The 25,671-nt window shown below is 42.9% G+C and carries 20 protein-coding genes and 1 pseudogene; 8 read left to right on the forward strand and 13 right to left on the reverse strand.

Translation table 11 applies throughout. From position 1 onward, the window contains the following. Nucleotides 1-83: 83 nt before the first annotated feature. The 6 genes from glgC to glnS form a co-directional block, all read right to left on the reverse strand. Nucleotides 84-1,394: a glucose-1-phosphate adenylyltransferase gene (gene glgC / locus LIN98_RS06550; RefSeq protein WP_005568925.1), complete on the reverse strand. Its 1,311-nt coding sequence runs from the start codon at nt 1,392-1,394 to the stop codon at nt 84-86. Between the two features lie 26 nt (nt 1,395-1,420). Next, nucleotides 1,421-3,430 carry a glycogen debranching protein GlgX gene (glgX, locus tag LIN98_RS06555; RefSeq protein WP_014167783.1) on the reverse strand — a complete coding sequence of 670 codons (2,010 nt, stop codon included), beginning with the start codon at nt 3,428-3,430 and terminating at the stop codon, nt 1,421-1,423. Further along, a complete protein-coding gene (glgB, locus tag LIN98_RS06560; protein ID WP_005569481.1) occupies nt 3,427-5,622 on the reverse strand; it encodes a 1,4-alpha-glucan branching protein GlgB in 2,196 nt (731 codons plus the stop codon). The genes glgX and glgB overlap by 4 nt, the downstream gene beginning before the upstream one ends. After that, the gene (locus LIN98_RS06565; protein WP_005545429.1) at nt 5,619-6,179 is read right to left on the reverse strand and encodes a hypothetical protein; all 561 of its coding nucleotides are present in this window, start codon (nt 6,177-6,179) and stop codon (nt 5,619-5,621) included. Before LIN98_RS06565 ends, glgB begins: the two co-directional genes overlap by 4 nt. A 99-nt stretch (nt 6,180-6,278) precedes the next feature. After that, nucleotides 6,279-6,713: a YcgN family cysteine cluster protein gene (locus tag LIN98_RS06570; protein ID WP_005545427.1), complete on the reverse strand. Its 435-nt coding sequence runs from the start codon at nt 6,711-6,713 to the stop codon at nt 6,279-6,281. A 71-nt stretch (nt 6,714-6,784) separates the two neighbouring features. Then, nucleotides 6,785-8,476 carry a glutamine--tRNA ligase gene (glnS, locus tag LIN98_RS06575; protein WP_014167782.1) on the reverse strand — a complete coding sequence of 564 codons (1,692 nt, stop codon included), beginning with the start codon at nt 8,474-8,476 and terminating at the stop codon, nt 6,785-6,787. A 200-nt stretch (nt 8,477-8,676) separates the two neighbouring features. On the opposite strand from glnS, the gene LIN98_RS06580 reads away from it, so the two are divergent. The 3 genes from LIN98_RS06580 (at nt 8,677) to tdeA (ending at nt 13,265) form a co-directional block, all read left to right on the forward strand. Continuing rightward, nucleotides 8,677-9,861: an efflux RND transporter periplasmic adaptor subunit gene (locus LIN98_RS06580; protein WP_005545424.1), complete on the forward strand. Its 1,185-nt coding sequence runs from the start codon at nt 8,677-8,679 to the stop codon at nt 9,859-9,861. A 19-nt stretch (nt 9,862-9,880) separates the two neighbouring features. Continuing rightward, complete coding sequence (locus LIN98_RS06585; RefSeq protein ID WP_005545422.1) at nt 9,881-11,815, forward strand: MacB family efflux pump subunit; 1,935 nt, start codon at nt 9,881-9,883, stop codon at nt 11,813-11,815. 76 nt (nt 11,816-11,891) lie between these two features. Continuing rightward, nucleotides 11,892-13,265: a toxin/drug exporter TdeA gene (gene tdeA / locus LIN98_RS06590; protein ID WP_005545419.1), complete on the forward strand. Its 1,374-nt coding sequence runs from the start codon at nt 11,892-11,894 to the stop codon at nt 13,263-13,265. A 272-nt stretch (nt 13,266-13,537) separates the two neighbouring features. Here the strand turns inward: tdeA and LIN98_RS06595 are convergent. Together LIN98_RS06595 and LIN98_RS06600 are read right to left on the reverse strand one after the other, a co-directional pair. Beyond that, a pseudogene (locus LIN98_RS06595) lies at nt 13,538-14,916 on the reverse strand (subtype B tannase). A 629-nt stretch (nt 14,917-15,545) separates the two neighbouring features. Beyond that, nucleotides 15,546-15,971, reverse strand: a complete 426-nt coding sequence (locus LIN98_RS06600; protein WP_005590791.1) for a DNA-binding protein — start codon at nt 15,969-15,971, stop codon at nt 15,546-15,548. Nucleotides 15,972-16,214: 243 nt separating this feature from the next. Between LIN98_RS06600 and LIN98_RS06605 the strand changes: the two genes are divergently transcribed. Both LIN98_RS06605 and LIN98_RS06610 read left to right on the forward strand, forming a co-directional pair. Continuing rightward, nucleotides 16,215-16,370, forward strand: a complete 156-nt coding sequence (locus LIN98_RS06605; RefSeq protein ID WP_080630345.1) for a helix-turn-helix domain-containing protein — start codon at nt 16,215-16,217, stop codon at nt 16,368-16,370. Nucleotides 16,371-16,381: 11 nt separating this feature from the next. After that, a complete protein-coding gene (locus LIN98_RS06610; protein ID WP_231098022.1) occupies nt 16,382-18,079 on the forward strand; it encodes a P-loop NTPase fold protein in 1,698 nt (565 codons plus the stop codon). Between the two features lie 50 nt (nt 18,080-18,129). Here LIN98_RS06610 and LIN98_RS06615 read toward each other — a convergent pair whose 3' ends face one another. The 3 genes from LIN98_RS06615 to LIN98_RS06625 all read right to left on the reverse strand — a co-directional run bounded on the left by LIN98_RS06615 (nt 18,130) and on the right by LIN98_RS06625 (nt 20,121). Further along, on the reverse strand, nt 18,130-18,453 hold the full coding sequence (locus LIN98_RS06615) for a zinc ribbon domain-containing protein YjdM (RefSeq protein WP_005568342.1): 324 nt from the start codon (nt 18,451-18,453) through the stop codon (nt 18,130-18,132). A gap of 82 nt (nt 18,454-18,535) precedes the next feature. Then, nucleotides 18,536-19,399 carry a DMT family transporter gene (locus tag LIN98_RS06620; RefSeq protein WP_005559623.1) on the reverse strand — a complete coding sequence of 288 codons (864 nt, stop codon included), beginning with the start codon at nt 19,397-19,399 and terminating at the stop codon, nt 18,536-18,538. Between the two features lie 44 nt (nt 19,400-19,443). After that, nucleotides 19,444-20,121, reverse strand: a complete 678-nt coding sequence (locus LIN98_RS06625; protein WP_050846374.1) for a TIGR01621 family pseudouridine synthase — start codon at nt 20,119-20,121, stop codon at nt 19,444-19,446. A gap of 130 nt (nt 20,122-20,251) precedes the next feature. On the opposite strand from LIN98_RS06625, the gene LIN98_RS06630 reads away from it, so the two are divergent. The 3 genes from LIN98_RS06630 (at nt 20,252) to LIN98_RS06640 (ending at nt 23,334) form a co-directional block, all read left to right on the forward strand. After that, nucleotides 20,252-21,160, forward strand: coding sequence for a LysO family transporter (locus LIN98_RS06630; RefSeq protein ID WP_014167775.1), 909 nt, complete (start codon nt 20,252-20,254; stop codon nt 21,158-21,160). Between the two features lie 13 nt (nt 21,161-21,173). Then, complete coding sequence (gene cls, locus LIN98_RS06635) at nt 21,174-22,631, forward strand: cardiolipin synthase (protein ID WP_148326253.1); 1,458 nt, start codon at nt 21,174-21,176, stop codon at nt 22,629-22,631. A 61-nt stretch (nt 22,632-22,692) separates the two neighbouring features. After that, nucleotides 22,693-23,334 carry a histidine phosphatase family protein gene (locus LIN98_RS06640; protein WP_005546384.1) on the forward strand — a complete coding sequence of 214 codons (642 nt, stop codon included), beginning with the start codon at nt 22,693-22,695 and terminating at the stop codon, nt 23,332-23,334. Nucleotides 23,335-23,390: 56 nt separating this feature from the next. On the opposite strand, the gene folC is transcribed toward LIN98_RS06640, so the two are convergent. After that, the gene (gene folC / locus LIN98_RS06645) at nt 23,391-24,737 is read right to left on the reverse strand and encodes a bifunctional tetrahydrofolate synthase/dihydrofolate synthase (protein WP_005568334.1); all 1,347 of its coding nucleotides are present in this window, start codon (nt 24,735-24,737) and stop codon (nt 23,391-23,393) included. A 22-nt stretch (nt 24,738-24,759) separates the two neighbouring features. Beyond that, nucleotides 24,760-25,656, reverse strand: a complete 897-nt coding sequence (accD, locus tag LIN98_RS06650; protein WP_005588913.1) for an acetyl-CoA carboxylase, carboxyltransferase subunit beta — start codon at nt 25,654-25,656, stop codon at nt 24,760-24,762. Between the last annotated feature and the right edge of the window lie 15 nt (nt 25,657-25,671).

Raw genomic sequence — 25,671 nt, forward strand, 5'->3', positions numbered from 1 at the left:
CTATAATAAACGCTTTTATTTTAGACACATACAATAAAACATACACCATCATAATAAAAATCATCGTGAAAAACGACCGCACTTTAATCCAGGTGCTCTTCATCGACAACTTCACGCCCTTCTAATTTTTTCAACATAGAAGGGGTAACCAACACCACTTTACCGCTGGAACTGACACGGAAACGTTGGCGATCTAATTCTTTATCCACATCGATATGCATACCGTCCGGGATAATACAGTGGCGATCGATAATACAATGTGTTAACACGCAGTTTTTCCCGATTTCCACTTGCGGTAACACCACGGAATGATCTATTTGCGAGCCTTCGTTAATTTTGATGCGGTCAAACAACACGGAATAACTGATTGATGCATCGGTAATCACGCAGCCGCCACCGATAAGAGAGTTATCCACCGGTTTGATATTGGTGTTTTTATAAAAGAATTTAGATGGATAGGCTTGCACCGGATTACCACGAATCGGCCAGGTTTGGTCGTAAATATCCAATTGCGGACTTTCGGAAACCAAATCGATATTGGATTGCCAGAAGCTGTCCAATGTACCTACGTCACGCCAGTAAATATCGCCTTCGGTATTACGTCCCATGCAGGAGCGGCTGAACGGGTGAGCGTATAACGCGCCTTCTTCCAGACATTTCGGCAATACGTCTTTACCAAAGTCGTGAGAGGTGCAAGGCGTGTTGACTTCCCGATTCAGCATTTCATAGAGATAATCGGCGTTAAACACATAAATCCCCATGGATGCCAATGAGGTATCCGGTCTGCCTGCCATTGCCGGCGGATCTTTCGGTTTTTCCACGAAGGCTTTGACTTTCAGATTTTCATTTACCGCCATAACGCCGAATTCACTGGCTTCGGAACGCGGCACTTCAATACAGCCGACGGTACATTTCGCCCCGCTGGTCACATGGTCTAACAGCATTTGGCTGTAATCCTGTTTGTAAATATGGTCACCGGCTAAGATCAGGATGTATTTCGGTTTATAGTGATTGCGGATAATCGCCATATTTTGATACACCGCGTCCGCCGTGCCGCGATACCAGGTGGAATCGTCAATTTGCTGACGCGCCGGCAACATATCGATAAATTCGCCGCGTTCCTGCGGTAAGAACGACCAGCCTTTTTGCAAATGGCGCAACAAAGAATGGGCGGCATATTGCGTAACCACACCGATACGGTTTAAGCCGGAATTAATACAGTTGGAAAGTGCGAAGTCAATGATACGACGATTCCCCCCGAAGTAAAGTGCCGGTTTCGCACGTTTATCTGTCAGCTCATGAAGACGTGAACCGCGACCGCCGGCTAAAATAAGAACAAGCGTATCTTTAACAAGATCGTATTTGTTGGGTAATTGGGAAAGACTACTTTTCATAGCGAACTCCATTCTTTGTTATGTGGTTAATATTTCCGCAACACACAAAATGCCACCCCATCGACTTCCACCTGATTTTCGTGCAACGTTAAGTGTGTTGTCCCGCATACATGTTTCCATTGACTTACCGCTTGCATAGGCAATGTAAAATGTTGTTTTTCCGCTTTGGCATTGATTAAGAAAATCCATTGCTCATCTAATACTACTTGTAGCGTTTTATTTTCTCGATTGTGCCAATCATCAAGGCTCATCAGTTCCCCATGAGCATTAAGCCAAGACACATTTTCTTGTGACCACCAATGATCACTCAGTAAACTTGCAATTTTTTTTCGTAACGCGATCGTTTGGCTGGTTAGGTTAAATAAATCCTGATTAAATGACTGCCATTTTAACCAGGTGATTTCGTTATCCTGACAATAGGCATTGTTATTGCCGAATTGACTGTTGCCGAACTCGTCGCCCGCCAACAGCATCGGCGTGCCGTTGGAAAGCAATAAGCTCATGAGCAAACTGCCTGCCGTTAAAACTCGCTGATTTTCTACCGCACTTTGGTGCGGATCGGTTAAATCCAATTCGCTGCCTTCAAAGCCATGGTTATAACTGTAATTTTCATTGCGCCCGTCACGGTTTTCTTCGCCATTGGCTTCATTGTGTTTTTGGTTATAACTGGTTAAATCGCGCAAGGTGAAGCCATCATGAGCGGTAATAAAATTCAGCGACGTATGCGGCAGGCGCCGTTCCTGTTTAAAAATGTCGCCGGAGCCCGCCAGACGTTCGGCAAAGGCGCCCACTTCCCCACTTTTCCACAACCAGAAACGGCACATATCATCACGAAAACGGTCGTTCCATTCAGCGAAATAATGGGGAAAATTGCCTAATTGATAGCCATAATGTCCGATGTCCCAAGGTTCACTGATTAATTTCACCCGCTGCAAACTCGACGTTTGCGCAATGTCGTTAAACAACGCCGCATGGTGATTAAAATCCGGTGTTTCGCGCCCTAACGCAGTCGCCAAATCGAAACGGAAACCGTCTACATGGCATTCTTCCACCCAATAACGCAGGCAATCCACTACCCAGCGACGGGTAATGTGATTGGACAAATTCAGCATATTGCCGCAACCGGTCCAGTTTAAATATTCGTCTTGCGGGGTTTGCCAATAATAGGTTTCGTCATCAATGCCACGTTGACTAAAGGTTGGGAAGTATTTTTCCGATTCCGCCGTATGGTTGAACACCACGTCTAAAATCACTTCAATGCCTGCCTCATGCAAGGCTTTCACCATGTGTTTAAATTCATTTAACGGGTTCGCCATATTGGCTTGCGAGCAATATTTCGGTTCCACGGCAAACATGGCTAACGGGTTGTAACCCCAATAATTGGATAACCCTCTTTGTTGTAAGTGCGGTTCGCTTATCGCGTAATTTACGGGCAACAACTCGACTGCCGTTATACCTAACTTTTTCAAATACGCAATCGTTTGCGCATGTGCCAAACCGGCATAGGTGCCGCGTATTGTCTCTGGTAATTCCGTTTGTAATTTGGTAAAACCTTTCACACTCAACTCATACACAATGGTTTCGGTCCAGGGCGTATTCGGCGCTTTGTCACTCTGCCAGTCAAATGCACGATCAACCACCACCGCTTTCGGTGCATAGCGGGCGTTATCCCGCTCGTCGCTCAACAAAAACCACGCTTGCGTTTCAGGCGAGCTTAAACCCGGTTTGCCCACCACGGCCTTGGCATAAGGGTCCAGCATCAATTTCTGCGGATTTGCCGTCAAAGTGCGGTCATTTTTTGATGTGATTCTGAAGCCATATTGGGTTCCGTTTGCCACCCCGCTTAACGCCAAATGCCACACGTTGTCGGAATTAACCATGTTGAAACGGGATTCCCGCTCCTCTTCAAACAGACAAAGTTCCACCTGTTGCGCCGCCGAAGAATACAGGGCGAAGTTCGTGATCTGTTCGTCGCTTTCTTCGTATCGGCTGTAGCCGAAAGGATAAGGTTTACCGTTATTTTTTACTGCAATCATGCTTTACCCTGATATTTCAAATAAATGGTTGCCAATGGCGGAATAGAGACGGAAATGGAGTTCGCCCGATTATGGCTGGCGATGTCTTCGCTGTGTACAGCGCCTAAATTACCCACATTTGAACCGGCGTAATAGGCGGAGTCGGTATTTAAAATTTCGTGATATTCGCCGGCAACATTCACACCGAGACGATAATCATGACGCGGCACCGGCGTGAAGTTGCTGATTACAAGAATACGTCCGCCATCACGGCTGCGGCGTTCAAAAGCGAAAACGGAATTTTGTGCGTCATCTGCCACCAACCAATCAAAGCCCTGCGGATCGGAATCCAGCTCAAAGAGCGGTGCGTTTTCGCGGTAAATTTTATTGAGATCTTTCACCAGCTGTTGTACGCCGATATGCCATTGACCGCCGATGCCTTCATCTAGCAGGAACCAATCCAGACTTTCACGGTAATTCCATTCGCGACCTTGGGCGAATTCATTGCCCATAAATAGCAATTTTTTGCCCGGATAACCCCACATATAGCCATAATAGGCACGCAAATTGGCAAATTTTTGCCACGCATCGCCCGGCATTTTGCCGATAAGAGAACATTTGCCATGCACCACTTCGTCATGAGAAAGCGGCAACACGAAGTTTTCGCTGTATTGATACATCATGCCGAAAGTCATTTGGTTGTGGTGATATTGGCGATAAACGGGGTCTTTTTCCATGTAGGATAAGGTGTCGTTCATCCAACCCATGTTCCACTTGAAATTAAAACCTAAACCGCCCTGTTCGCTCGGATGGGTCACGCCGGTAAAGGCGGTGGATTCTTCCGCAATGGCGATAGAACCCGGTACTTCGCTATGGATTTTCCAGTTGGTATGTTTCAAAAATTCAATGGCTTCTAAGTTTTCCCGCCCGCCGTATTGATTCGGAATCCACTGCCCTTCGGCGCGACTGTAATCACGATAAATCATAGACGCCACCGCATCGACCCGAATGCCGTCGATACCGAAGCGTTCAAGCCAATACAACGCATTACTGGATAAGAAATTCTTAACTTCGTTGCGTCCGTAGTTGTAAATCAGCGTATTCCAATCTTGGTGATAGCCTTCGCGCGGATCGGCGTGCTCATACAATGCCGTACCGCCAAATGCCACCAAACCGTGGGTATCGCTCGGGAAATGCCCCGGCACCCAGTCGAGAATCACATTAATACCGGCATCATGCGCCCGCTCTACCAAGCGTTTAAAGCCTTCCGGCGTACCAAAACGGCTGGTCGGCGAATACAAGCCAAGCGGTTGATAACCCCAAGAACCGTCAAACGGAAACTCGGACAACGGTAAAAATTCAATATGGGTGAAGCCCATTTCCTGCACGTAAGGAATCAATTCGTCGGCGATTTGATCGTAATCCAGCCAGAAATTGTTTTCCAAGTTACGTCGCCAAGAGCCTAAATGCACCTCATAAATGGAAATCGGCTGATCCCATTGGTTAGCTTTACGACGGGCTTCCGTCATCGGCACGACACTCGGCAACGGACTGATTTGTGACGCGGTATCGGGACGTAACTGAGAACTGAAGGCATAAGGGTCGGCTTTTAAGCGGAGGTTGCCATGGCAATCGATTAATTCAAATTTATACAGTTGCCCCAAAGAGACTTTCGGCAGGAACAATTCCCACACGCCGCTTGCCGGGTGTAAGCGCATTGGATGGCGACGACCGTCCCAATAGTTAAAATCGCCTACCACAGAAACCCGTTTGGCATTTGGCGCCCACAAACGGAAATTCACGCCTGAGACACCGTCACATTCAATGAAATGCGCGCCTAATACTTCATACGGACGTAAAAACGAACCTTCCGCCAACAACCATTCATCCAAATCATTAATCATCGGGTGATAACGGTACGGGTCTTCAATAATTTGTGACTCTTTACCCCAATACACCTGTAGTTGATAAGCAAAGAAATTCCGCGTATCCGGCACCACGCCGGCAAAAAAGCCTCTGTCATCTAAATGGGTTAATTCACACAACGTTTCCTGATTTTCTTTTTCAATGACCAAAACACGACTTGCATCCGGCAACAACGCACGAATTTCAATACCCTTTTCGGTTTCGTGCATACCCAATACGGAAAACGGATCACCATGTGTGCCGTCAAAAAATTGATTGATAACTGATTGCGCTACTAATTGAGTCATAATGAATCCTCGCTAAGCGTTGCGTGCTTGATTAAACAGAAAAACGAAGCAATGTATTCATCATTGAAAATAAGATCGAATGATTTGCTTAATTTCTTACGCCAACCGACAGTATTTTCTTCCGCCTGCTGATCTTGGTATTCGAAGATGTCCAAGACATTAATACAACAATGCCCCGCCCTATGCTTTTTTAAATGCATCAAATGCCTTAATTGGTAGTATCTGAAAGGCTGCTGAGAAAGTTGAATAGATGGAAAATCGAAAAGGGAGTGTTCTGCACACTTATTGCCCTGTTCATCAAAGAGTTGGTAATGTAATGAACAAGAAGGAAGAGATAAACGGGTCAAATCATAATAGATCATGTCATTATTAAACATCGTAATCACATCATCAAATTCCCCTTTAGAACACTCTGATTTATTAGGCGGCTGTGGTAATTTGATAAAATACGATAACGTTTGCGTACTGGCATAAATTAAATGCCTGCCACTATCATAATGAGCTAAAGCAAGTTCTAATTTTTCTGTGGATTGCTTGATGGAGTCTGGAATTTGCATATAAAACCTACAACAACATACGACAAGAAAAATAACAATTATTAAGTATTGTAGTAGAGGTTAACACAAAAACAACACTTTTAGTGCAAATTAGTGATCTCAATCAAGAATAAAATCGAACCAATCAATAACATCCCGTTCATGAATGCCGTATTTAATCAAAATATCGGCTTTTTTCACGCTATCGGGATCGCCGCTGATAAGCGGATGCCATGAGGGCAACGGTTTTCCTTCATGTAATAAACGATAAGCACAGGTGGCGGGTAACCAATCGAAATCCGACAAGTTTTCTTTGGTGAGCTTGGTGCAGTCTTCTTCCAATTCAAAACGCCGTGAATATTGACCGCACTTTCCCGTTTCCAACTCCAACAGATTGCAGGCAATGCGCGTGTAATACAAATGTTCATATTTGCCATAGCCGTCAATATATTTACGATAGCAACATTTCCCACACCCGTCACATAACGCCTCCCACTCGGCATCGTTCATGTCAAGTAAGGTTTTGTGTAGCCAAAAATCGGGTTCTAATTGCATAGCGAAAAATGATAAAGAAAAGTGCGGTCAAAATTCATCGTGAAAAACGACCGCACTTTATGCGATTGAGTTTAAAATCCTTCTTTCAAACTCACTGTCAGGTTGAATACCAAATGTTCGGAGCGGCTGTCTTTGCTGTCGGCACAGAAATAACCTTCACGTTCGAATTGATAGCCCTTCTCCGCTTCCGCGTTGCCAAGGCTTTGCTCCACAAAACCCTGTTTCACCACTAAAGAAGTTGGGTTTAATACGCTTTCGATATCTTCTTCCGCGCCCGGATTCGGCACGGTGAATAAACGATCGTATAAACGGAACTCTGCCGGGTGATTATGCACCGCAGACACCCAGTGAATCACGCCTTTTACTTTGCGACCATCTGCCGGATTTTTACCCAAGGTTTCCGGATCATAAGTGCAGTAAATCGTGGTAATTTCACCGTTCACATCTTTTTCTACGCGTTTCGCTTTGATCACATAAGCATTGCGCAAACGCACTTCCTTGCCCAGCACTAAGCGTTTATATTGTTTATTCGCTTCTTCGCGGAAATCGGCACAATCAATATAGATTTCTTTTGTGAACGGTAATTGGCGTTCTCCTAGTTCTGGACGATTCGGGTGATTTGGCGCAGTCAATATTTCTTCACCGTCAAAGTTTTCAATCACCACTTTCACCGGATCGATCACCGCCATGGCGCGTGGTGCATTTTGGTTTAAATCATCACGAATGCAGGCTTCTAATGCACTGTATTCCACCACGTTATCTTGTTTAGTCACGCCAATACGACGGCAAAATTCACGAATGGACGCCGGTGTATAACCACGACGGCGCAAGCCTGAAATGGTTGGCATACGCGGATCGTTCCAGCCGTCCACGATTTCATCATTCACCAATTTTAAGAGTTTGCGTTTAGAGGTTAAGGTGCCTTCTAAATTTAAACGGGAAAATTCATATTGGTGCGGCAGCGGGCGTTCAATGCTGATATTTTCCAACACCCAATCATACAAACGACGGTTATCTTGGAATTCAAGGGTACATAAGGAGTGCGTGATACGCTCAATAGCATCGGAAATACAATGAGTGAAATCGTACATCGGATAAATGCACCATTTGTCGCCTGTTTGGTGATGGCTGGCGAATTTTATGCGATAAAGCACCGGATCGCGCATCACCATAAACGGCGACGCCATATCAATTTTTGCCCGCAAGCTCGCTTTACCTTCGGCAAATTCGCCGTTTTTCATTTTTTCAAATAAAGCCAGGTTTTCTTCCACGCTGCGATCACGATATGGGCTGTTTTTACCCGGTTCGGTTAAGGTGCCGCGATATTCGCGCATTTCTTCCGGCGAAAGTTCATCCACATACGCCAAACCTTTTTTGATAAGCTCAATGGCATAACCATAAAGCGCGTCAAAATAATCGGACGCATAATGCACTTCGCCCGCCCAATGGAAACCTAACCATTCTACATCAGCTTTAATAGAATCCACATATTCCACATCTTCTTTCACCGGGTTGGTGTCGTCAAAACGCAAATTACATAGCCCTTGGTAATCTTTTGCAATACCAAAATTCAAGCAAATGGATTTAGCATGACCGATGTGTAAATAACCGTTTGGTTCAGGCGGGAAACGCGTATAAACGTTATTGTGTTTACCGCTTTTTAAATCTTCATTAATAATTTGAGTAATAAAATTGTGCGGACGGCTATTTTCCGCCGTTTCTAATACAGTTTCTGTGCTCATAGTTTTCTCATTAAAACGCATAAAAAAATAACCGCACTATTCTACACGCTTCAGCATAAAAAGCGAGGAATGCGGCTTATTGTTGAAATAAATGTGCAAACTACCCTTATTTTTAATTGAGTATCATTGGGAGAATAATGGCAACACGCTAAAAATTTTAATAATTTCTTAAGTTTTGTTGTATAGTGTGGCGATTCATTGTGGACTTATGAGAGAAAAAGATGAAGAAAAAACCTCTTATTATTACTGCTATTGCAGCTGCTGTGATTACCGGCGGTTATTTTTTTGTACGCGATTCCGGCGCACAAACCACTTACTTAACGGAAGAGGTCAAACGCGGCAATATTGAAAAGAACGTGGTTGCTACCGGTTCCATCGAAAGTATCAATACTGTTGATGTGGGCGCGCAGGTGTCAGGGAAAGTCACCAAACTTTATGTCAAACTGGGACAACAGGTGAAAAAAGGCGATTTAATTGCCGAGATTGATTCCACCACCCAAATTAATACGTTAAACACCCGCAAAGCCGCCTTGGCGAGTTATCAAGCCCAATTAGTTGCACGCAAAACCGCTTACGATGTGGCACTTTCCAATTACAATCGCTTGTCCAAATTATACGGGCAAAAAGCCACTTCATTGGACACATTAAATACTGCTAAAGCCACCTTGAATAATGCCAAAGCGGAAATGGACGTGGTACAGGAAAATATTAAACAGGCGGAAATTGAAGTGAACACCGCCGAAACCAACGTGGGCTACACCAAAATCACCTCCCCGATTGACGGCACGGTCATTTCCACACCGGTATCCGAAGGGCAAACGGTAAACTCCAATCAGACCACGCCGACTATCATTAAAGTGGCGGATTTAAGCAAAATGCGCATTAAGCCGGAAATTTCCGAAGGCGACATTACCAAAGTCAAAGCGGGGCAAGATGTGACCTTCACTATTTTATCCGACAATAAAACCGTTTATCACGCCAAAATTGATTCCGTAGACCCGGCAACAACCACCATCAGCGACAATTCAAGCTCAAACAGTTCAAGCTCAGGTTCCAGTTCCTCCTCCGGTTCAAGCAGCAGCGCAGTATATTATTACGCCAACATTATCGTTGAAAATCCCGAACATGTTTTGCGTATTGGTATGACCACGGAAAATAACATTAAAATTGCCGATGTGCAAAATGTGTTGTTTATTCCGAATTTGGCAGTGCAAAAGCAGCAAGACAAATATGTAGTCAATGTACTAAACGGCAATACAACACAAGAACGGGAAATCGAAATCGGCGTGCAAAATGATTTCCAAACGGAAGTCAAATCCGGTTTAACGGAAGGCGAAAAAGTAGTGATTTCACAAGTTGCTGCCGGTGAAACCTTCGGCGATCCTGATGCCCCGATTATCTTCTAAAGTGCGGTGGGTTTCGACGATGAATATAATTGAAATCAAGCAGCTCAACCGTTATTTTGGCGAAGGTGAAAACCGCGTTCATGTTTTAAAAGACATTTCCCTTTCCATCGAAAGAGGTGATTTTGTCGCCATTATGGGACAATCTGGTTCAGGCAAATCCACACTGATGAATATCATTGGTTGTTTGGACACGGCAACCGGTGGTTCATACAAAATTGATGGAAAAGAAACCATTGAATTAACCAACGATCAGCTTTCCGATTTACGCAGCCAAAAATTCGGTTTTATTTTCCAACGCTATAACCTATTAAGCAGCTTAACCGCCGCAGAAAACGTCGCCTTACCTGCAATTTATGCGGGAATGCCACAAAGCCAACGCTTGGAACGTGCCAAACAATTATTGGAAAAACTGGGATTGGGCGATAAATGGCAAAACAAGCCGAACCAGCTTTCAGGCGGTCAACAACAGAGAGTGAGTATTGCCCGTGCATTGATGAACGGCGGAGAAATTATCCTTGCCGACGAACCCACAGGTGCGCTGGATTCGCACAGCGGTGAAAATGTGATGGAAATCCTCCGTCAACTGCACGAGGAAGGCCACACCATTATTATGGTGACCCACGACAAGCACATTGCTGCCAGTGCCAATCGGATCATTGAAATCAAAGATGGTGAAATTATCAGTGATACGCAAAAACGTCAGGTAAAAAGTGCGGTTAAAAATCCAAGTGTTTTTAAAGGTCGTTTCGGTTTCAGCAAAGATCAACTTATGGAAGCCTTCCGTATGTCCGTCAGTGCCATTGTAGCGCACAAAATGCGCTCATTGCTGACCATGCTGGGAATTATCATCGGGATCACTTCCGTCGTTTCCGTGGTGGCGTTAGGAAATGGTTCACAACAAAAGATTTTGGAAAATATTCGCGGTATCGGCACAAACACAATGACGATTTTTAACGGTAATGGTTTCGGTGACCGTCGTTCACGGCACATTCAAAACCTAAAAATCAGCGATGCCAATACGTTATCGAAACAAAGTTATATTCAAAGCGTTACTCCAAATACCTCTTCCAGCGGCATTTTAGTGGTCGGTAACAAATCCTTCACATCCGCCAATTTATATGGTATCGGTGAACAATATTTTGATGTAGAAGGCTTGAAGTTAAAACAGGGCCGTTTATTAACCGAGGACGATGTGGATCAAAGCAACCAGGTGGTCGTGCTGGACGAAAGTGCAAAAAAAGCCATTTTTGCCAACGAAAATCCCCTTGGCAAAACGGTGATTTTTAATAAGCGACCATTTCGTGTCATTGGCGTGGTGTCAGATCAACAGCTGGGCGGATTTCCCGGTAATTCGTTAAATCTATATTCTCCTTATAGTACTGTATTAAATAAAATTACCGGTGGCAGTCGAATTGGTTCCATCACAGTAAAAATTAGTGATGACGTAAATTCTACCGTGGCGGAGAAAAGCCTAACGGAATTATTGAAATCTCTGCATGGCAAAAAAGACTTTTTTATCATGAACAGTGACACTATTAAGCAGACCATTGAAAATACTACCGGCACGATGAAATTACTCATCTCTTCTATTGCTTTTATTTCCTTAATTGTAGGCGGTATCGGCGTGATGAACATTATGTTAGTGTCAGTGACGGAACGCACAAAAGAAATTGGTGTACGCATGGCAATCGGCGCCCGTCAGATTAATATTTTGCAGCAGTTTTTAATTGAAGCGGTGTTAATTTGTTTAATCGGTGGCGTGGCCGGAATTTTGTTATCTGTCCTCATCGGCGTGTTGTTTAATAGCTTTATAACGGATTTCAGCATGGATTTTTCCACTGCATCCATTGTTACCGCCGTATTATTCTCCACCCTAATCGGCGTGTTATTCGGCTATATGCCGGCAAAGAAAGCAGCAGAATTAAATCCGATTACAGCGTTGGCGCAAGAATAAATTTTGTAAAATACAAAAGAGGGGTTAGAATTCTCTATAATTTTTGACCGCACTTTTATAAAAAAGGGAAAAAACAATGTTCACAATAAAAAAATTAACCTTAACTATAGTGGTGGCAACAACCCTCACGGGCTGTGCCAATATTGGCGATTCTTATCGGGCCAGCCTTAAGAACTACAAACAATATGAAGAAATCACCAAACAATACAATATTAAGAATGATTGGTGGAAGCTTTATAAAGATGCCCAGTTAAATCGTGTGGTCGAAAAAGCCCTATTGAATAATAAAGATTTAGCTAAAGCCACAATTTCCGTTAATCGCGCCCTTTATAGTGCGAACCTTGCCGGTGCGAATTTAGTTCCTGCATTCAGCGGTTCCACCCGCTCCACAGCACAAAAGAATATAAAAACCGGCGGCAACTCAACGATCAGCCATACAGGTTCTTTAAATGTCAGCTATACCTTAGATTTATGGTTCCGCTTAGCAGATACCGCAGACGCGGCAGAATGGGCACATAAAGCTACGGTCCAGGATATGGAATCCACTAAGCTTTCCTTAATTAATTCTGTGGTTACCACCTATTACCAAATCGCCTATTTAAACGATGCCATTAGCACGACAAAGGAAAGTATTAAATATTACACCGATATTAGTAATATCATGCGCAACCGCCTGGCACAGGGTGTAGCAGATAGCATCAGTGTAGATCAAGCACAACAGGCAGTGTTAACGGCACGTAATAATTTAATCACTTATCAACTCAATCGTAAAACTGCAGAACAAACACTCCGCAATTTACTTAACTTAAAACCGGACGAAACATTAAAAATTACCTTCCCGCATATTTTGAAAGTTAAATCCGTAGGTGTAAATTTGAACGTACCGGTTTCCGTCATCGCCAATCGTCCTGATATAAAAGGCTATCAAGCACGCTTAAGTAGTGCATTTAAAAATGTCAAAGCGACTGAAAAAAGCTGGTTCCCGGAAATTACCTTAGGCGGTAGCTTAAATTCGAGCGGTAAAAAATTGAATAGCGCAACAAATACACTTATCGGTGGAGGTGCATTAGGTATTAGTCTGCCGTTCTTAAACTGGAATACGGTTAAATGGAATGTAAAAATTTCCGAAGCAGATTATGAAACAGCGCGTTTGAATTATGAAAAAAGTATCACTGTCGCATTAAATGATGTGGATACTAATTATTTCTCATTTACACAAGCCAAAAAACGCTTTACTAATGCCCAAAAAACCTACATTTACAATCAGCGTATTACGCAGTACTACCGCAACCGGTATAATGCAGGTGTATCCGAATTACGTGAATGGTTAACCGCTGCAAATACCGAAAAAAATTCCCAACTCTCTATTTTACAAGCCAAATATAACGTAATTCAGGCCGAAAATGCGGTTTACAGTTCTATGGCGGGTTATTATTCCGTAAAAAAATAATGTGAAACAACCGCGCTTATGTGTTTAGCATACAACGGTGCTTTATGAAAAGTGCCGTTTTTGCTTTTATATGTCCCCCTAAGTTATAGGGTGATTATTTTTCAACCACCCTTAGGTATTACATTGCTATTTCATGTCCCAGTGGAACAGGCCCAATGTTTTGATAGCCAGAAGCTCGACAAGCTCTGACTCAAGCTCAACGATCGTCCTCTACAGTAGTGAGTGCCGATGCTTTATGTAAAACACCACCGCACTTTTACCATTCCCGTAAACTATTTGCTAATACTATCCACCCACTGAAACAACTCATCCAAATCATAATCCCCCGCATGCGGCACGCCCCATGGCGTTTCATAATCCACCTGCTTACCCGCCATACGCAATTTTATAGCTAACATAGCACCGATAGCGTGCGAAGTATCACGGTCGGAGGTGCCGACCCGAATGCGCCAATGCTGCGTTTTACTTTGATCCACATAATTCATGGCGTTCATTAAGCACACCACATTTTTATCCGCCATCTTTCCCTTTTCCGTGCTGTGTTGCCAAGAAAAAACGGTGAAATGCTGATTATTCACGGTTTCCGTACCAAATAAATTATTTTCGCCCGAACTCAAATTCAGCGCATCAAATGCCGGTGGCGATTTCATTCGTTTTTCCGCGTGAATATAACCGTCCCAATCAATGTCGGTAACACCTTCTTTGCTGACGTTCACCCAAGGCTGATCGGCAAAAGAGGTGCCGTTTTTATGCGCCTTATCCGCTGCCCGTATAATCACCGATTTCACATAATCCTTAAAAGAACCGTTGCCTTGCGCGTCTAACGTTAACCCATTGCCTTTTTCGTCTTTCAATTTCAAACTATTTAAATAGGCGGGAAATTCGGCTTTTAGCTGATCGGACAGCGTAATTTCCTGCGCCGTCAACGTGCCGTCAATGGTCGCTTTTGCCGCTGCTTGAGAACGATCGTTATAACTGTCCGCATTTAAACGACTCATATCCATACGGCGATATTCGTTTAAACCGTTAAACTCCCATTCATAAGCGCTATCGGCGTGCTCCAAATTGGTAATCGGACAATAGGCAGAAACCGCAAAAATTGCATCACTCGCTTCTGCCGCGCCCGCGTGTTTTAAATAATGGGCATAATCCGGATTATCGCCGCTCGCCCCTAACAAGGCGGACAACGCCCCGCCGGCACTGGTGCCATTAGAAATAATTTTATTGGCATCGCCCGGCATCACCTCATCATTAAAATGCAAATAACGCACCGCCGATTTCAAATCGATAATCGCCGCTGGCGCCTTGCCGGTATATTTTCCGTCTTTCTCCAGCGTCCGCCCGCGTGCGCCCACACTCGCCACCACATAGCCTTTAGAAAGTGCGGTCAAATCAGCGTTTGATAATCCGGTTCAAGCGGCTGCTGCACATACACAATCTTCTCAAAAGCACGGAATTTCACGGTTTCCCCGTTCACCTTCGCCTCCAAAGTGCGGTAGGTTTTCGGCGAGAATTGCAAATCATAGCCGTTACCCGTTTTATTAAAATAAGGTGCCTCCGCCAACGGATCCTGCGCCTGCGGCGGATTCGCCCACACCGTTCCTGAAATCACCAACCCCACCAAAGAAGCCAACCATGTTTTTGTGTGCATAAGATTTTCCTGTTTAAAAGATATACTGTTGATTAGATGAGCGTATCGTCTATGAGTTCGGTAGGTGTAACAAAAAAGTGCGGTTGATTTTCACCGCACTTAAAAATCATATAAACATCAAGTCAATATCACTTGAAAATGTAACTCGTTTTACTAAAATTTACGTATTATTTTCATTTTATGGATGTAAAACACCGAACAAAATGAGAAAAAGGAATAAACTAGGGAGAATGTTGAATCAAGCGGGAATAAGTGGAACAAAACCAATGAAAACAAGGGCGCAAGAAAAAACGGCGTCCTTTTTTATTGAAGAATAGACAAGAATAAAAAATGCGAAAAGTTTTAAAAATCGCAAAAAAAAAAACGAAACAAAATGCGAAAATAAAAAAGCGTTTAAAAATCGTTTAAATGTCATTTAAAGCGGTTTTTTGTTCTTATTTTCTAATTGTTTTATCAGTGCGTAAATCTGACACTTTTCCGCGCAAGTGATGTTTATGTTGTCTGCTATACAGATGTCATTTGTTGTATAGTTGTTGCCATATTGAATGTATATGCTGCCTTGTGGCGCGTCCTTAGTATTATCATTAAAGAATTTAAGAATTGACTGCTTGTCCATAACTCTCCTTAGTTTATGCAACCAATTTAACTAAATTAATAATCTTCTCGTTAGCGCTTTCTTCGCTTAGTAATTCATAAATCATCCATACCATTTGCGCCTTGGCTTCGGGCTCCATGGTTTTGCGTGTCATTGCTAAGATTTCTTCAAGTGTGCTGATCGCCGTTAAAAAGCGCGCCTTGCTTACTTCCGTTAAGTCTTCTTTTGATGCGTTATATTGTGCGGTAGGCTCTTCTATTATATTGCGTTTAAAGCCTAGGGCGCGCTGCACCTCGTAAGGCATGGATAAATAATGGTATTCGTATGTTTTCCCTTTTCTTCCTTTTATAAGTCGTCTTTCCCAGTTTTCTAATTTGGCTTTTTTAGTTACCCCTTGAACAGTTTCTGGTAGTCCAGCTACTCCCAAAAGGTCTTTCAGTTCTAGCCACTCTCGGATCATATCTAACCTCCTAGTTTTAAACCAAGGATTAAAACTAAGTTTAATTTACAATACCTCTTAACGTATTGATTTAAACAAAAATAAATTTCTTTACATAAGTTTTACAAAATTTTTATTTAAACTATTGTTGACTTTGGTTTTAAACTTAGTTTAAACTAAGTTTAACGCTAAGGGGTAAGACTAAAGATTTACACCCAAGTTTAACCTAATCTTTAAATTATTCAAATGCAAAAGCGAGGAACTATGAAAAAAAAGGATTGGAGTAGAAAGCGGATTGTTTACGAGTTACATGAGCGAAACATTACATTGCATTCGCTTTCAGTTAAGTCTGGATTGGCTCCCTCCACATTAAAAAATGCATTGCGAGTTAGTTATCCGAAGGGAGAATGGATCATTTAGAGTAACCAATTATGGCAACTACTGAAAAAATTGAAGAAAAATTATTAAACCTTATCAATCAAGCAGACTCTTTTGCTATTGCACTTACAGGTGAATGGGGAATTGGTAAAACGCATTTCTGGAAGAATTTCTATGAAAAAAATCATAATAATTTCAAAATGAATAAGTATTCTTATGTTTCGTTATTTGGTATTGATTCCTTAGAATCATTTAAATATCAAATTGCTATAAACACTCATGATACAAAGCAGAAAAAAGATTATTTATTACATATAAAGAAAGCATTTTCATCTATTATAAGTAACATTGACTTCCCAAAACTAGAAGCCAAAGGTTTTAGTCTTTCAGTTACTCAAAGTATGATAAACAGCATAATATCAAACTTTATTGAAGATACTGTCATTTGTATTGATGATTTTGAGAGAAAATCAGATAAATTAGACACAAGAGAAATCATGGGTCTCATTAATTTTCTAAAAGAGGAAAAGAAATGTAAAATTATAATGATTTTACATGAAGATAAATCTAAGGATCTAGAAGTATTCAGGGAATATAAAGAAAAAGTATTTGATGATGTCTTAATATTAGATGAAAACATATCAATCATCAGAAAACTAATTAATAACAACGAAAATTTTGATATATATGAAAATTTCTACAATATTTTAAAATATAAAAATTTAAGATTTTATATAAAAGTAGATAAGGATTACAGAAACATAACTTCTTTAAATAAAAATTTAAGCCTAACAAGCAAAAGATATATACTAGAAAATATTTTTGTTATTAGAATGATTTTTGAAAAAGGAGTGTTTGAATTAACTACAGAGAAAGGTGAAACTTTTTCTGTTGACGTAAACTTTCTTTTAAATTTTGATTCTGAAGATGATTATTATAAGGCGAGAGCATTTAACAGCTACTTAAATAACTTTACTTTTTTTTATGGTTTAAATGAATGGGGTAAAGTAATTTTACAGCATTTCACTGAATATAAGATAAATAATGACACATTAGAAGGGCTAATAAAAAAAGATTTAATATCAGATGAAAAACTTAAAGAAGAAAAAGAATTCGATGATATATTAACTGAGTTTCACAGCTTAAAAACAAAACCTGATTTCATTAATAGACTATATGATATAACTATAAAGCAAGCCAAAAGAATGAGGTTAGGAAATATATACTTTTCTTACAAAATAATTAACTATGAAGACGCTGAATTAGCTAATAATTTAGAGAAAGAAGTCAAAGAGATAATTGATTCTTTCTTAAAAAATAATTTTACTTATGATTTAAAGTTACGTAATTTTTTCCCTTTTGGAGAAAGTGATGATATTTTTGCAAAATTTCTTGAAGAGAAAATTGAAGAATACAAAAAAACGCCCAAGTCTCAAGATATCTTAACCCCATTTCTTAGATATTTTGAAGATAGGAGTTATCTGTATGAAAACCTAAACTTAGATTCTATTTCAAAGGAACAATTAAAAGAGATAATTTGGATAGATATTAATGACAAACAATATCGAAGACAGTTTATAGCTTCCGTAGTACACCATCCTGCATTTTCTGAAAATAAGCGAGAAGAAATTCGTCAATGGACCGTAGATATTCTCCGAGAAGAAGCTACTGATAATCCTGATAGTAAAGCAGTTATTGAAATGTGGTTAAATGACACTAATGAACTAAAAGATTTAAAAAAATATCTGTAATAAATCAAATTACAAAAGCCATCCGACTAACAGATGGCTTTCTCATCCATCTACGCCTTCTTCAAAAACTCCGATTTCAACATAATTTTGCCACAATCGACATTGTGGTCGCCGTGGGTGAGGCGGATGTTTTTGAATTTGGTGCCTTTCTTTAACACCTCGGAAGAGCCTTTGAGTTTTAAGTCTTTGATGAGCAGCACGTCGTCACCGTCGGCGAGTAAGTTGCCGTTGCTGTCCTTAACGATAAGCTGATCATCATCCTGTTCTTCGGTTTCGTTGCCAGTCCATTCGTATCCGCAATCGGGGCAGACGAATTGGATTGAATCGTGGTAGGTGTTTTCGCCTTTGCAAGATAGGCAACTTGGGTATTCCATGTGTTTTCTCCCTGGGTATGAAATGTTAAAAGCGCGCTATTGTAACGAAAAGCCGTGGGTTTCGGGGAAATAATTTATACATTTAACGGCGCATTTTCGCCAATAAACTGACGGACAGGATAATAACGAATGAGCCGATCCAGAAATTGAGCGTCGGCACGTTGTGCCAGAACAGCCAGTCGCAAATGCTGGAAAAAATCACGCCGGTGAAAGCAAACGGGGTGATGACGTTCGCCGGGGCGTATTTAAAGGCGCGGGTGAGCAATAATTGGAAGATTAAGCCGAAACCGCCCACTAAGAGCAATAAAAGAAAGCCGTGAGCCGTAGGAATTTCCCATTGTGCGGCGAAAAATAACGGCAGCAACAGGGAGCCTAATAAATGGAAGTAGAACACGATGTTTTTCGGTGAGTTGTGTTTGTTGAGCTCCTGCAAGCTGATAAACGCCATGGCGGCTAAGAATGCCGCGCCCAGTGCATAGCCGATATGTAAGAGTTCAAAATGTTTGGAGGAATCCGTCAACATGATAATGGAAACGCCCGCAAAACCAAGGAAACTGCACGCCAATACTTTCAGCGGAGTTCGGGTGCGTAACACAAACAATAATAACGGCACGAATAACGCCGAGGTGTTCATCAATAAAACGGCGATGGAAATCGGCAAATATTTGATGGCGTAAAAAGTCAGCAACATACTGGCGATGCCGGCAAGATTACGCATGACGAGAAACGGCCATTGACTCAGTTCCACTTTGAAATCGCCGTCGCGAATCATAAAGGGCAATAAAAAAATGAAGCCGATAAGAAAGCGAGAAAATAGGATTTCACTGGAAGGCAATTCGTCGGAAGCGTATTTGACGAACACGCCCATCAAGGCAATGCTAATGTAGGCAAAGATCATGCAAATAATGGCTTTTTGGTATGACGTTGTTTTGATTTTCGTCTGCATAACGGGCTTCCTTGGGTTTTATCGCCGAAAAGTGCGGTCAGATTTTAAGGTGTTTTTTCGGCGTCGGCATTGACGTGTTTTTCGATGTCTGCCCAAAAACGCTGAAAAAAATCACCGCACTTTTCGTCTTTGAGCGGTTCCCCTTTAATTTGAACCGCCTGTCCGAAATAGTCAAACGATAATTGATAAGCGTGCAGATAGGTGCGATCGGCGCTATCGCCGCCATACAAAGCATCGCCTAAAATCGGACTGCCTAAACTTTTCATAGCGACACGGAGCTGATGGGTTTTGTCGGTTTTCGGTTGCAGAATAAATAAGCGCAAATTTGGTGCGAGACTATGGGACACAAAATCTGTCACGGCAGGATTTTCTTTGCTTTGGGTCAGTTTCCAAGCACCTCGGCGCGCTTTTTGCATATCACCGCTGATTTTCCCCTGCTTTTTCTTTGGTTTGTGAGCTGCCAGTGCGAGGTAAGTTTTCTGAATTTGATGATATGCAAACTTTTGTGACAACGTCATGGAAGCCTGTTCATTTAATGCTAACATTAATAACCCCGAGGTCACTTTATCCAGCCGATGAACCAGCCAAACCTGCGGCACGCCAAGCTGTTGCGCCACCAGTCGGGTTAAGCCGATGTCGGCATCGTCTTTGTGTACGCTGATACCGTTCGGTTTGTTAATCACGATAAAATCAGGATGTTGAAATACAATTTGAAACGTCATGGAGAAAATCAATAAGAAAAAACGGGTGGCATTATAACATACAACAATCGCTTTATCGGCGCGCGATTAGGCGGGGTGACAGAAAAGTGCTATACTTCGCGCTTAACAATAACTCTAAGGTATTTTCACGGTGTACGAAGGTTTGCTCATTATTTTAGTGCCGATGTTTGTCGGCTACATGGTTAAAACGAAAAATCAGACGATTTTGCACGCATTGAGGCGATTAACCATGGTTCTGCTTTACATGATCTTGTTCTCCATGGGCTTTTCTCTCGGTCAACTGAATGATTTGGCACAACAATTACCGCAAATCGGCGTTTATGCCCTAACCTTTATTTTATTGACGCAAGGGTTTAATTTTATCGGCTTGTTGGTTTACGACAAACTTCACCCGCAACCCCTAAAACACAATGCGGAAAAAATGCCTTCCCGCTGGCATATTTTGCCGGATTCCTTGAAATTATGTGCCGTTGTGGCAATCGGTTTTGTCGCCGGTTGGTTGGCGAAAGGACATTTTGCCCTCTCCCACAACACGACGACTTATGTGCTGGTTGTGATGATTTTCTGTGTGGGCGTACAACTGCGCAATAACGGGATTTCCATGCGGGCGGTGTTTTTCAACAAACGGGGCTTGGCAATGGGCGGCATTTTTATCCTGACCTCTTTGCTGGGTGGCATTGTCGGTGCGCAGGTATTGTCCATGCCGATGGTACAAGGTTTAGCGGTGTCTTCCGGCTTCGGCTGGTATTCTTTATCCAGCGTGACCCTAAGCAATGCCTGGGGACCGGTTTGGGGCAGTATTGCGTTTTTTAATGATTTATCCCGTGAACTGATTAGCTTATTTATTATCCCATTATTTATGCAAAACTATCGTTCTACGGCGGTAGGCTTTGCCGGCGCCACGGCACTGGATGTCACCCTGCCGATTATCCAAAAAGCGGGCGGCATGGAAGTGTTACCGCTGGCGTTTAGTTTTGGCTTTATTGCCAACATTACGCCCCCGATTTTATTGATGTTATTTACCTCGGCCCCTTTATAAACAGTCATTTTTTATGAATATTGAACAAATTACCGCCTATATTATCCCGGTATTGATCTGGATTCTGACCATTGCCATTACCATTCGTCTGGTGATCAAAAAGCAATCGGTGTCTGCTATGCTGTCTTGGTTGATGGTGATTTATGTGTTTCCCATCGTAGGCATTGTGGCGTATTTGATTTTCGGTGAAATCAATCTCGGGAAGCGCCGGGCCGCACTGTTTAATCAACAGAAACCGAAGTTTATGGCATGGTTTGAGAAGCTGTCGCAGTGCGATAATTTGGTGAATACCCAAACCAATCTACTCTATCGTCCGATTTTCGATTTAGCCAAACAACGCCTCGGCATTCCTTGCGTGCTGGGCAACGAACTGCATATTTTGGATACGCCGGAAAGTATCATGCGCAGCATTATCGAGGACATCAAAGGCGCTGAAAAATCCATCAATATGGTGTTCTATATTTGGTCTGCGAAAGGCTTGGTTGATGAGGTGATGGAAGCCCTTATCGCCGCCCGTCAACGCGGTGTGGAAATTCGTATTTTGCTGGATTCCGTGGGCAGCCGTCCGTTCTTAAAAAGCCAAGATTGCCGTCTCATGCAGGAACAAGGCATTGAAATCACCGAAACCCTGCATGTGAATTTGTTCCGTATGTTCTTCAGCCGCATAGACTTGCGCCAACACCGTAAAATTATCGTGATCGATAACCAAATTGCCTACACCGGCAGCATGAACATGGTGGATCCGAAGTTCTTCAAAAAAGACAGCAATGTGGGCGAATGGATTGACATTATGGTGCGTATTAACGGCCCTGTGTCGGCAGTGCTTAACGGCCTACATGCTTGGGATTGGGAGATTGAAACCGGGCAATCCGTCCCGCTGCATATTCCTGACAGCCCGTTGTTACCGCTGGAACAAAATAACTCGCACGCCGTGCAAATTCTCGCCACCGGTCCGAGTTTCCCCGATGATTTAATGGCGCAATCTCTTGCCATTGCGATTTTCTCCGCGCGTAAAAGCATTGTGATCACCTCGCCTTATTTCGTGCCGAGCCACAACATTGCCGAAGCCTTACGCATTGCGGCTCTGCGTGGCGTGGAGGTGTCCATTATTCTGCCGAAAGAAAACGATTCCATGATGGTACGCTGGGCAAGTCGTACCTTTTTTGATGATTTACTTGCCGCCGGCGTAAAAATTTATAATTTCAAGAAAGGGTTATTGCACACTAAAAGTATGCTCATTGATAACAAGCTCGCTTTGGTCGGCACCGTTAACATGGATATGCGCAGCTTTTTATTGAATTTTGAAGTGACTATGGTGGTGGAAGATACGGCGTTCGCCAATGAAATTTCCTTGCTCCACGAAGGTTACATCAACAATTCAGAATTACCTGATCATGCCAAGTGGGCAAATCGTTCCGTTTATCAACGCATTATCGAAAAATTGTTTTTCCTCTTCAGCCCGCTGTTGTAGTAAAAAGTGCGGTTGATTTTCTCGGTGTTTTTATCTCGATAACATTTAATCAAGGATAATAATGAACAAAAATCTGACTTTTTATTTAATCCGCCACGGTCGTACCCTTTGGAACGAACAGGGTTTATTGCAAGGCTTCGGCAATTCCGCATTAACGGAAAGCGGCGTCAAAGGCGCACAGCTTACCGGCATGGCATTAAAAGACACACCTTTCGTAGCGGCTTATACCAGCTGCCTACAACGCACTATCGACACGGCGCAACATATCTTGGGCGAGCGAAATGTGCCGCTATTTCAACATTATGGTTTAAATGAACAATATTTCGGCACCTGGGAAGGCTTGCCCGTTGACGAACTACGCCATTTGGAAGAATTCCAACAAATGCGCAGCGACGCGGCAAATTACAAAGCGCAAAGCAATAACGGCGAGACCTTTGAGCAATTAGCCGAACGGGCAATGAAAGCCATACAGGATATTATTCAGGTGCATGATCAGGGAAATATTCTGATTATTTCCCACGGGCACACGCTCCGCTTGCTTTTATCTCTTTTCAACGGGGTAACCTGGCAGGAACACCGTAACGAGGGAAAAAGCCAGACCTTGCTGAATACCTCGATTAATATCGTGCGTTACCGACAAACCAACGCCGACGACGGTAAGTTTACCCTTGAAGTGATCAATGAAACGGGACATTTAAGTTAAAGAAAAAGCGCCAAGGTGATTAGCCTGCGGCGCTTTTTTATGATGCTTATTGAATGTTAGGCTTGGCTAAAGGTTAAAAACTCACCCACCGTATGAAATGAACCAAACACCAGTATGGTATCATTTTCATCGGAAATTTCTACCGCACTTTTTACGCCTTCTGCAACAGAATCGGCATAACCGCCTTTAACATTTAAGCGATGTTGAGCGGCAACCTGTTGCAACGTCACAAATAAATCCGCCCCGCGTTGACCGCGATAACCATCCAATGTCACGCAACGCCATTCATCTATTAAGGACAGCAACGGCGTCAACACCCCCACCGCGTCTTTATCTTTCAAAATGCCGCAAACGGCAATAAGTTTGCCATGAGATTGTGCCTTAAGTGCGGTCAGTTTTTCCGCTAAATAACGCGCCGCGTGCGGGTTATGCCCCACGTCAATAATGATACGCGGTAACGTTGTCACTTCACGCTGCAATTTCTGCGCCAAATGGGTTAACTGTGCCGGTTTGATGGTTTGAAAACGCCCGGTGAGTTCCACCTCAGCTAAGGATTTTTTAACGGTTTCAAGAGAAATGTCAAAAGGCAGTTTTTGCACCGCCGCGATCGCCGTTGCCGCATTGGCTAACGGAATTTGGCAAAGCGGTAAATCCGCTAAAAAATCCCACCGCACTTTTTGTTCCGGTTGCACGGTTTGCCATGTCCAATGTTGTTCTTGTTGGTTAAACGTCCAATCAAGATGGCGACAAAACAATTGGCTACCAAGCGTATTCGCGTGATTCAGCATGGTTTGCGGAATGTTCGGCTCGCCGATAATCACCGGTTTATGAGCGCGGAAAATCCCCGCTTTTTCAAAGCCGATTTGTTCACGGGTGGAACCGAGAAAATCCGTGTGATCAATATCGATGCTGGTAATCACCGCCATGTGGTTATCCACAATATTGGTGGCATCCAGCCGACCGCCCAGCCCTACTTCCAAAATCACCACATCCAAATTTGCCTGTTTAAATAAATGCAACGCCGACAAGGTGCTGAATTCAAAATACGTTAAGGATTGGGTTTTGTGCTGCTCAATATAAGCGAAGGAAGCCGTATGCAGCATATCTTCCAGCTCCTGATTCTGAATACGCACGCGTTCGTTATAACGTAACAAATGCGGTGAAGAATACACGCCCACGCGGTAACCGGCGCTCAGTAAAATCGTTTCCAGTAAACGACAGGTGGTGCCTTTGCCGTTGGTGCCGCCCACCGTAATCACAAAAGGTGCCGGCGTTAATAAATCCAGTGCCTGAGCGACGGATTTCACCCGTTCCAGCCCTAAATCGATAGCTTTAAAATGACTGTTTTCCAAATAAGAAAGCCACTCGTTGAGTGGCGAAGTGGCTTTTAATTCTGTTTGCATTATAAATGCCTTAAATGAGATTTTATGCGGCGGTTTCTTCAATAACCAATTCGCTTTCTACGAAAGGTGAAGGTTTGTTCATGAGTTTGCTCAATAAACTCGCCAAAGTATTACGCATATCGGCACGTTTTACGATCATGTCGATGGCGCCCTTTTCCAATAAAAATTCACTGCGTTGGAATCCTTCCGGCAGTTTTTCACGCACGGTTTGTTCAATGACGCGCGGCCCGGCGAAGCCGATTAACGCTTTCGGTTCGGCAATATTAATGTCGCCCAACATAGCGAAACTGGCGGACACACCGCCTAACGTCGGATCGGTCAACACGGAAATGAACGGCACGCCTTTTTCACGCATTTGCGCCAATACCGCACTGGTTTTCGCCATTTGCATTAAGGAGAATAAAGCTTCCTGCATACGTGCGCCACCACTGGCGGAAAAACACACGAACGGGCAATTTTCTTCCATGGCTTTTTCCGCTGCTTTCACGAATTTCGCCCCCACCACGGAACCCATAGAACCGCCCATAAAGCTAAAGTTAGATGCAGCAGCCACAAGCGGCATATTGTATAAGGTGCCGTAAAAGGCAATTAACGCGTCTTTTTCACTGGTGTCTTTTTGTGCGGCGGTAATACGATCTTTATATTTTTTCAAATCTTTGAATTTTAAAATGTCTTTCGGTTCTAAATCCGCCGCCAATTCTTGCGCACTGTCTTGATCCAATAAGGTCAATAAACGAACACGGGCATCAATACGCATGTGGTGACCACACTTCGGACACACTTCCAAATGGCGTTTTAATTCCTCGCGATATAATACTTGTTCGCATGAGGTACATTTTGTCCAAACGCCTTCCGGCACATTGGCTTTGCGTGAGGAAGAAGATGTATTTTTACTAAAAATTCTATCAATCCAGCTCATATTTAACCTTTTCTC

The sequence above is a fragment of the Aggregatibacter actinomycetemcomitans genome (assembly GCF_023518055.1).
GTDB classification, from domain to species: domain Bacteria; phylum Pseudomonadota; class Gammaproteobacteria; order Enterobacterales; family Pasteurellaceae; genus Aggregatibacter; species Aggregatibacter actinomycetemcomitans.

Bases quoted from the DNA above. Each gene is read 5' to 3' on its own strand.
- LIN98_RS06620 (WP_005559623.1), bottom strand. From the start codon at position 19,399: ATGCAGACGAAAATCAAAACAACGTCATACCAAAAAGCCATTATTTGC.
- LIN98_RS06565 (WP_005545429.1), bottom strand. From the start codon at position 6,179: ATGCAAATTCCAGACTCCATCAAGCAATCCACAGAAAAATTAGAACTT.
- accD (WP_005588913.1), bottom strand. From the start codon at position 25,656: ATGAGCTGGATTGATAGAATTTTTAGTAAAAATACATCTTCTTCCTCA.
- LIN98_RS06585 (WP_005545422.1), top strand. From the start codon at position 9,881: ATGAATATAATTGAAATCAAGCAGCTCAACCGTTATTTTGGCGAAGGT.
- LIN98_RS06625 (WP_050846374.1), bottom strand. From the start codon at position 20,121: ATGACGTTTCAAATTGTATTTCAACATCCTGATTTTATCGTGATTAAC.
- glnS (WP_014167782.1), bottom strand. From the start codon at position 8,476: ATGCGTTTTAATGAGAAAACTATGAGCACAGAAACTGTATTAGAAACG.
- cls (WP_148326253.1), top strand. From the start codon at position 21,174: ATGAATATTGAACAAATTACCGCCTATATTATCCCGGTATTGATCTGG.
- LIN98_RS06600 (WP_005590791.1), bottom strand. From the start codon at position 15,971: ATGATCCGAGAGTGGCTAGAACTGAAAGACCTTTTGGGAGTAGCTGGA.
- LIN98_RS06570 (WP_005545427.1), bottom strand. From the start codon at position 6,713: ATGCAATTAGAACCCGATTTTTGGCTACACAAAACCTTACTTGACATG.
- LIN98_RS06640 (WP_005546384.1), top strand. From the start codon at position 22,693: ATGAACAAAAATCTGACTTTTTATTTAATCCGCCACGGTCGTACCCTT.
- LIN98_RS06610 (WP_231098022.1), top strand. From the start codon at position 16,382: ATGGCAACTACTGAAAAAATTGAAGAAAAATTATTAAACCTTATCAAT.
- LIN98_RS06615 (WP_005568342.1), bottom strand. From the start codon at position 18,453: ATGGAATACCCAAGTTGCCTATCTTGCAAAGGCGAAAACACCTACCAC.
- tdeA (WP_005545419.1), top strand. From the start codon at position 11,892: ATGTTCACAATAAAAAAATTAACCTTAACTATAGTGGTGGCAACAACC.
- glgB (WP_005569481.1), bottom strand. From the start codon at position 5,622: ATGACTCAATTAGTAGCGCAATCAGTTATCAATCAATTTTTTGACGGC.
- glgC (WP_005568925.1), bottom strand. From the start codon at position 1,394: ATGAAAAGTAGTCTTTCCCAATTACCCAACAAATACGATCTTGTTAAA.
- LIN98_RS06605 (WP_080630345.1), top strand. From the start codon at position 16,215: ATGAAAAAAAAGGATTGGAGTAGAAAGCGGATTGTTTACGAGTTACAT.
- folC (WP_005568334.1), bottom strand. From the start codon at position 24,737: ATGCAAACAGAATTAAAAGCCACTTCGCCACTCAACGAGTGGCTTTCT.
- LIN98_RS06580 (WP_005545424.1), top strand. From the start codon at position 8,677: ATGAAGAAAAAACCTCTTATTATTACTGCTATTGCAGCTGCTGTGATT.
- glgX (WP_014167783.1), bottom strand. From the start codon at position 3,430: ATGATTGCAGTAAAAAATAACGGTAAACCTTATCCTTTCGGCTACAGC.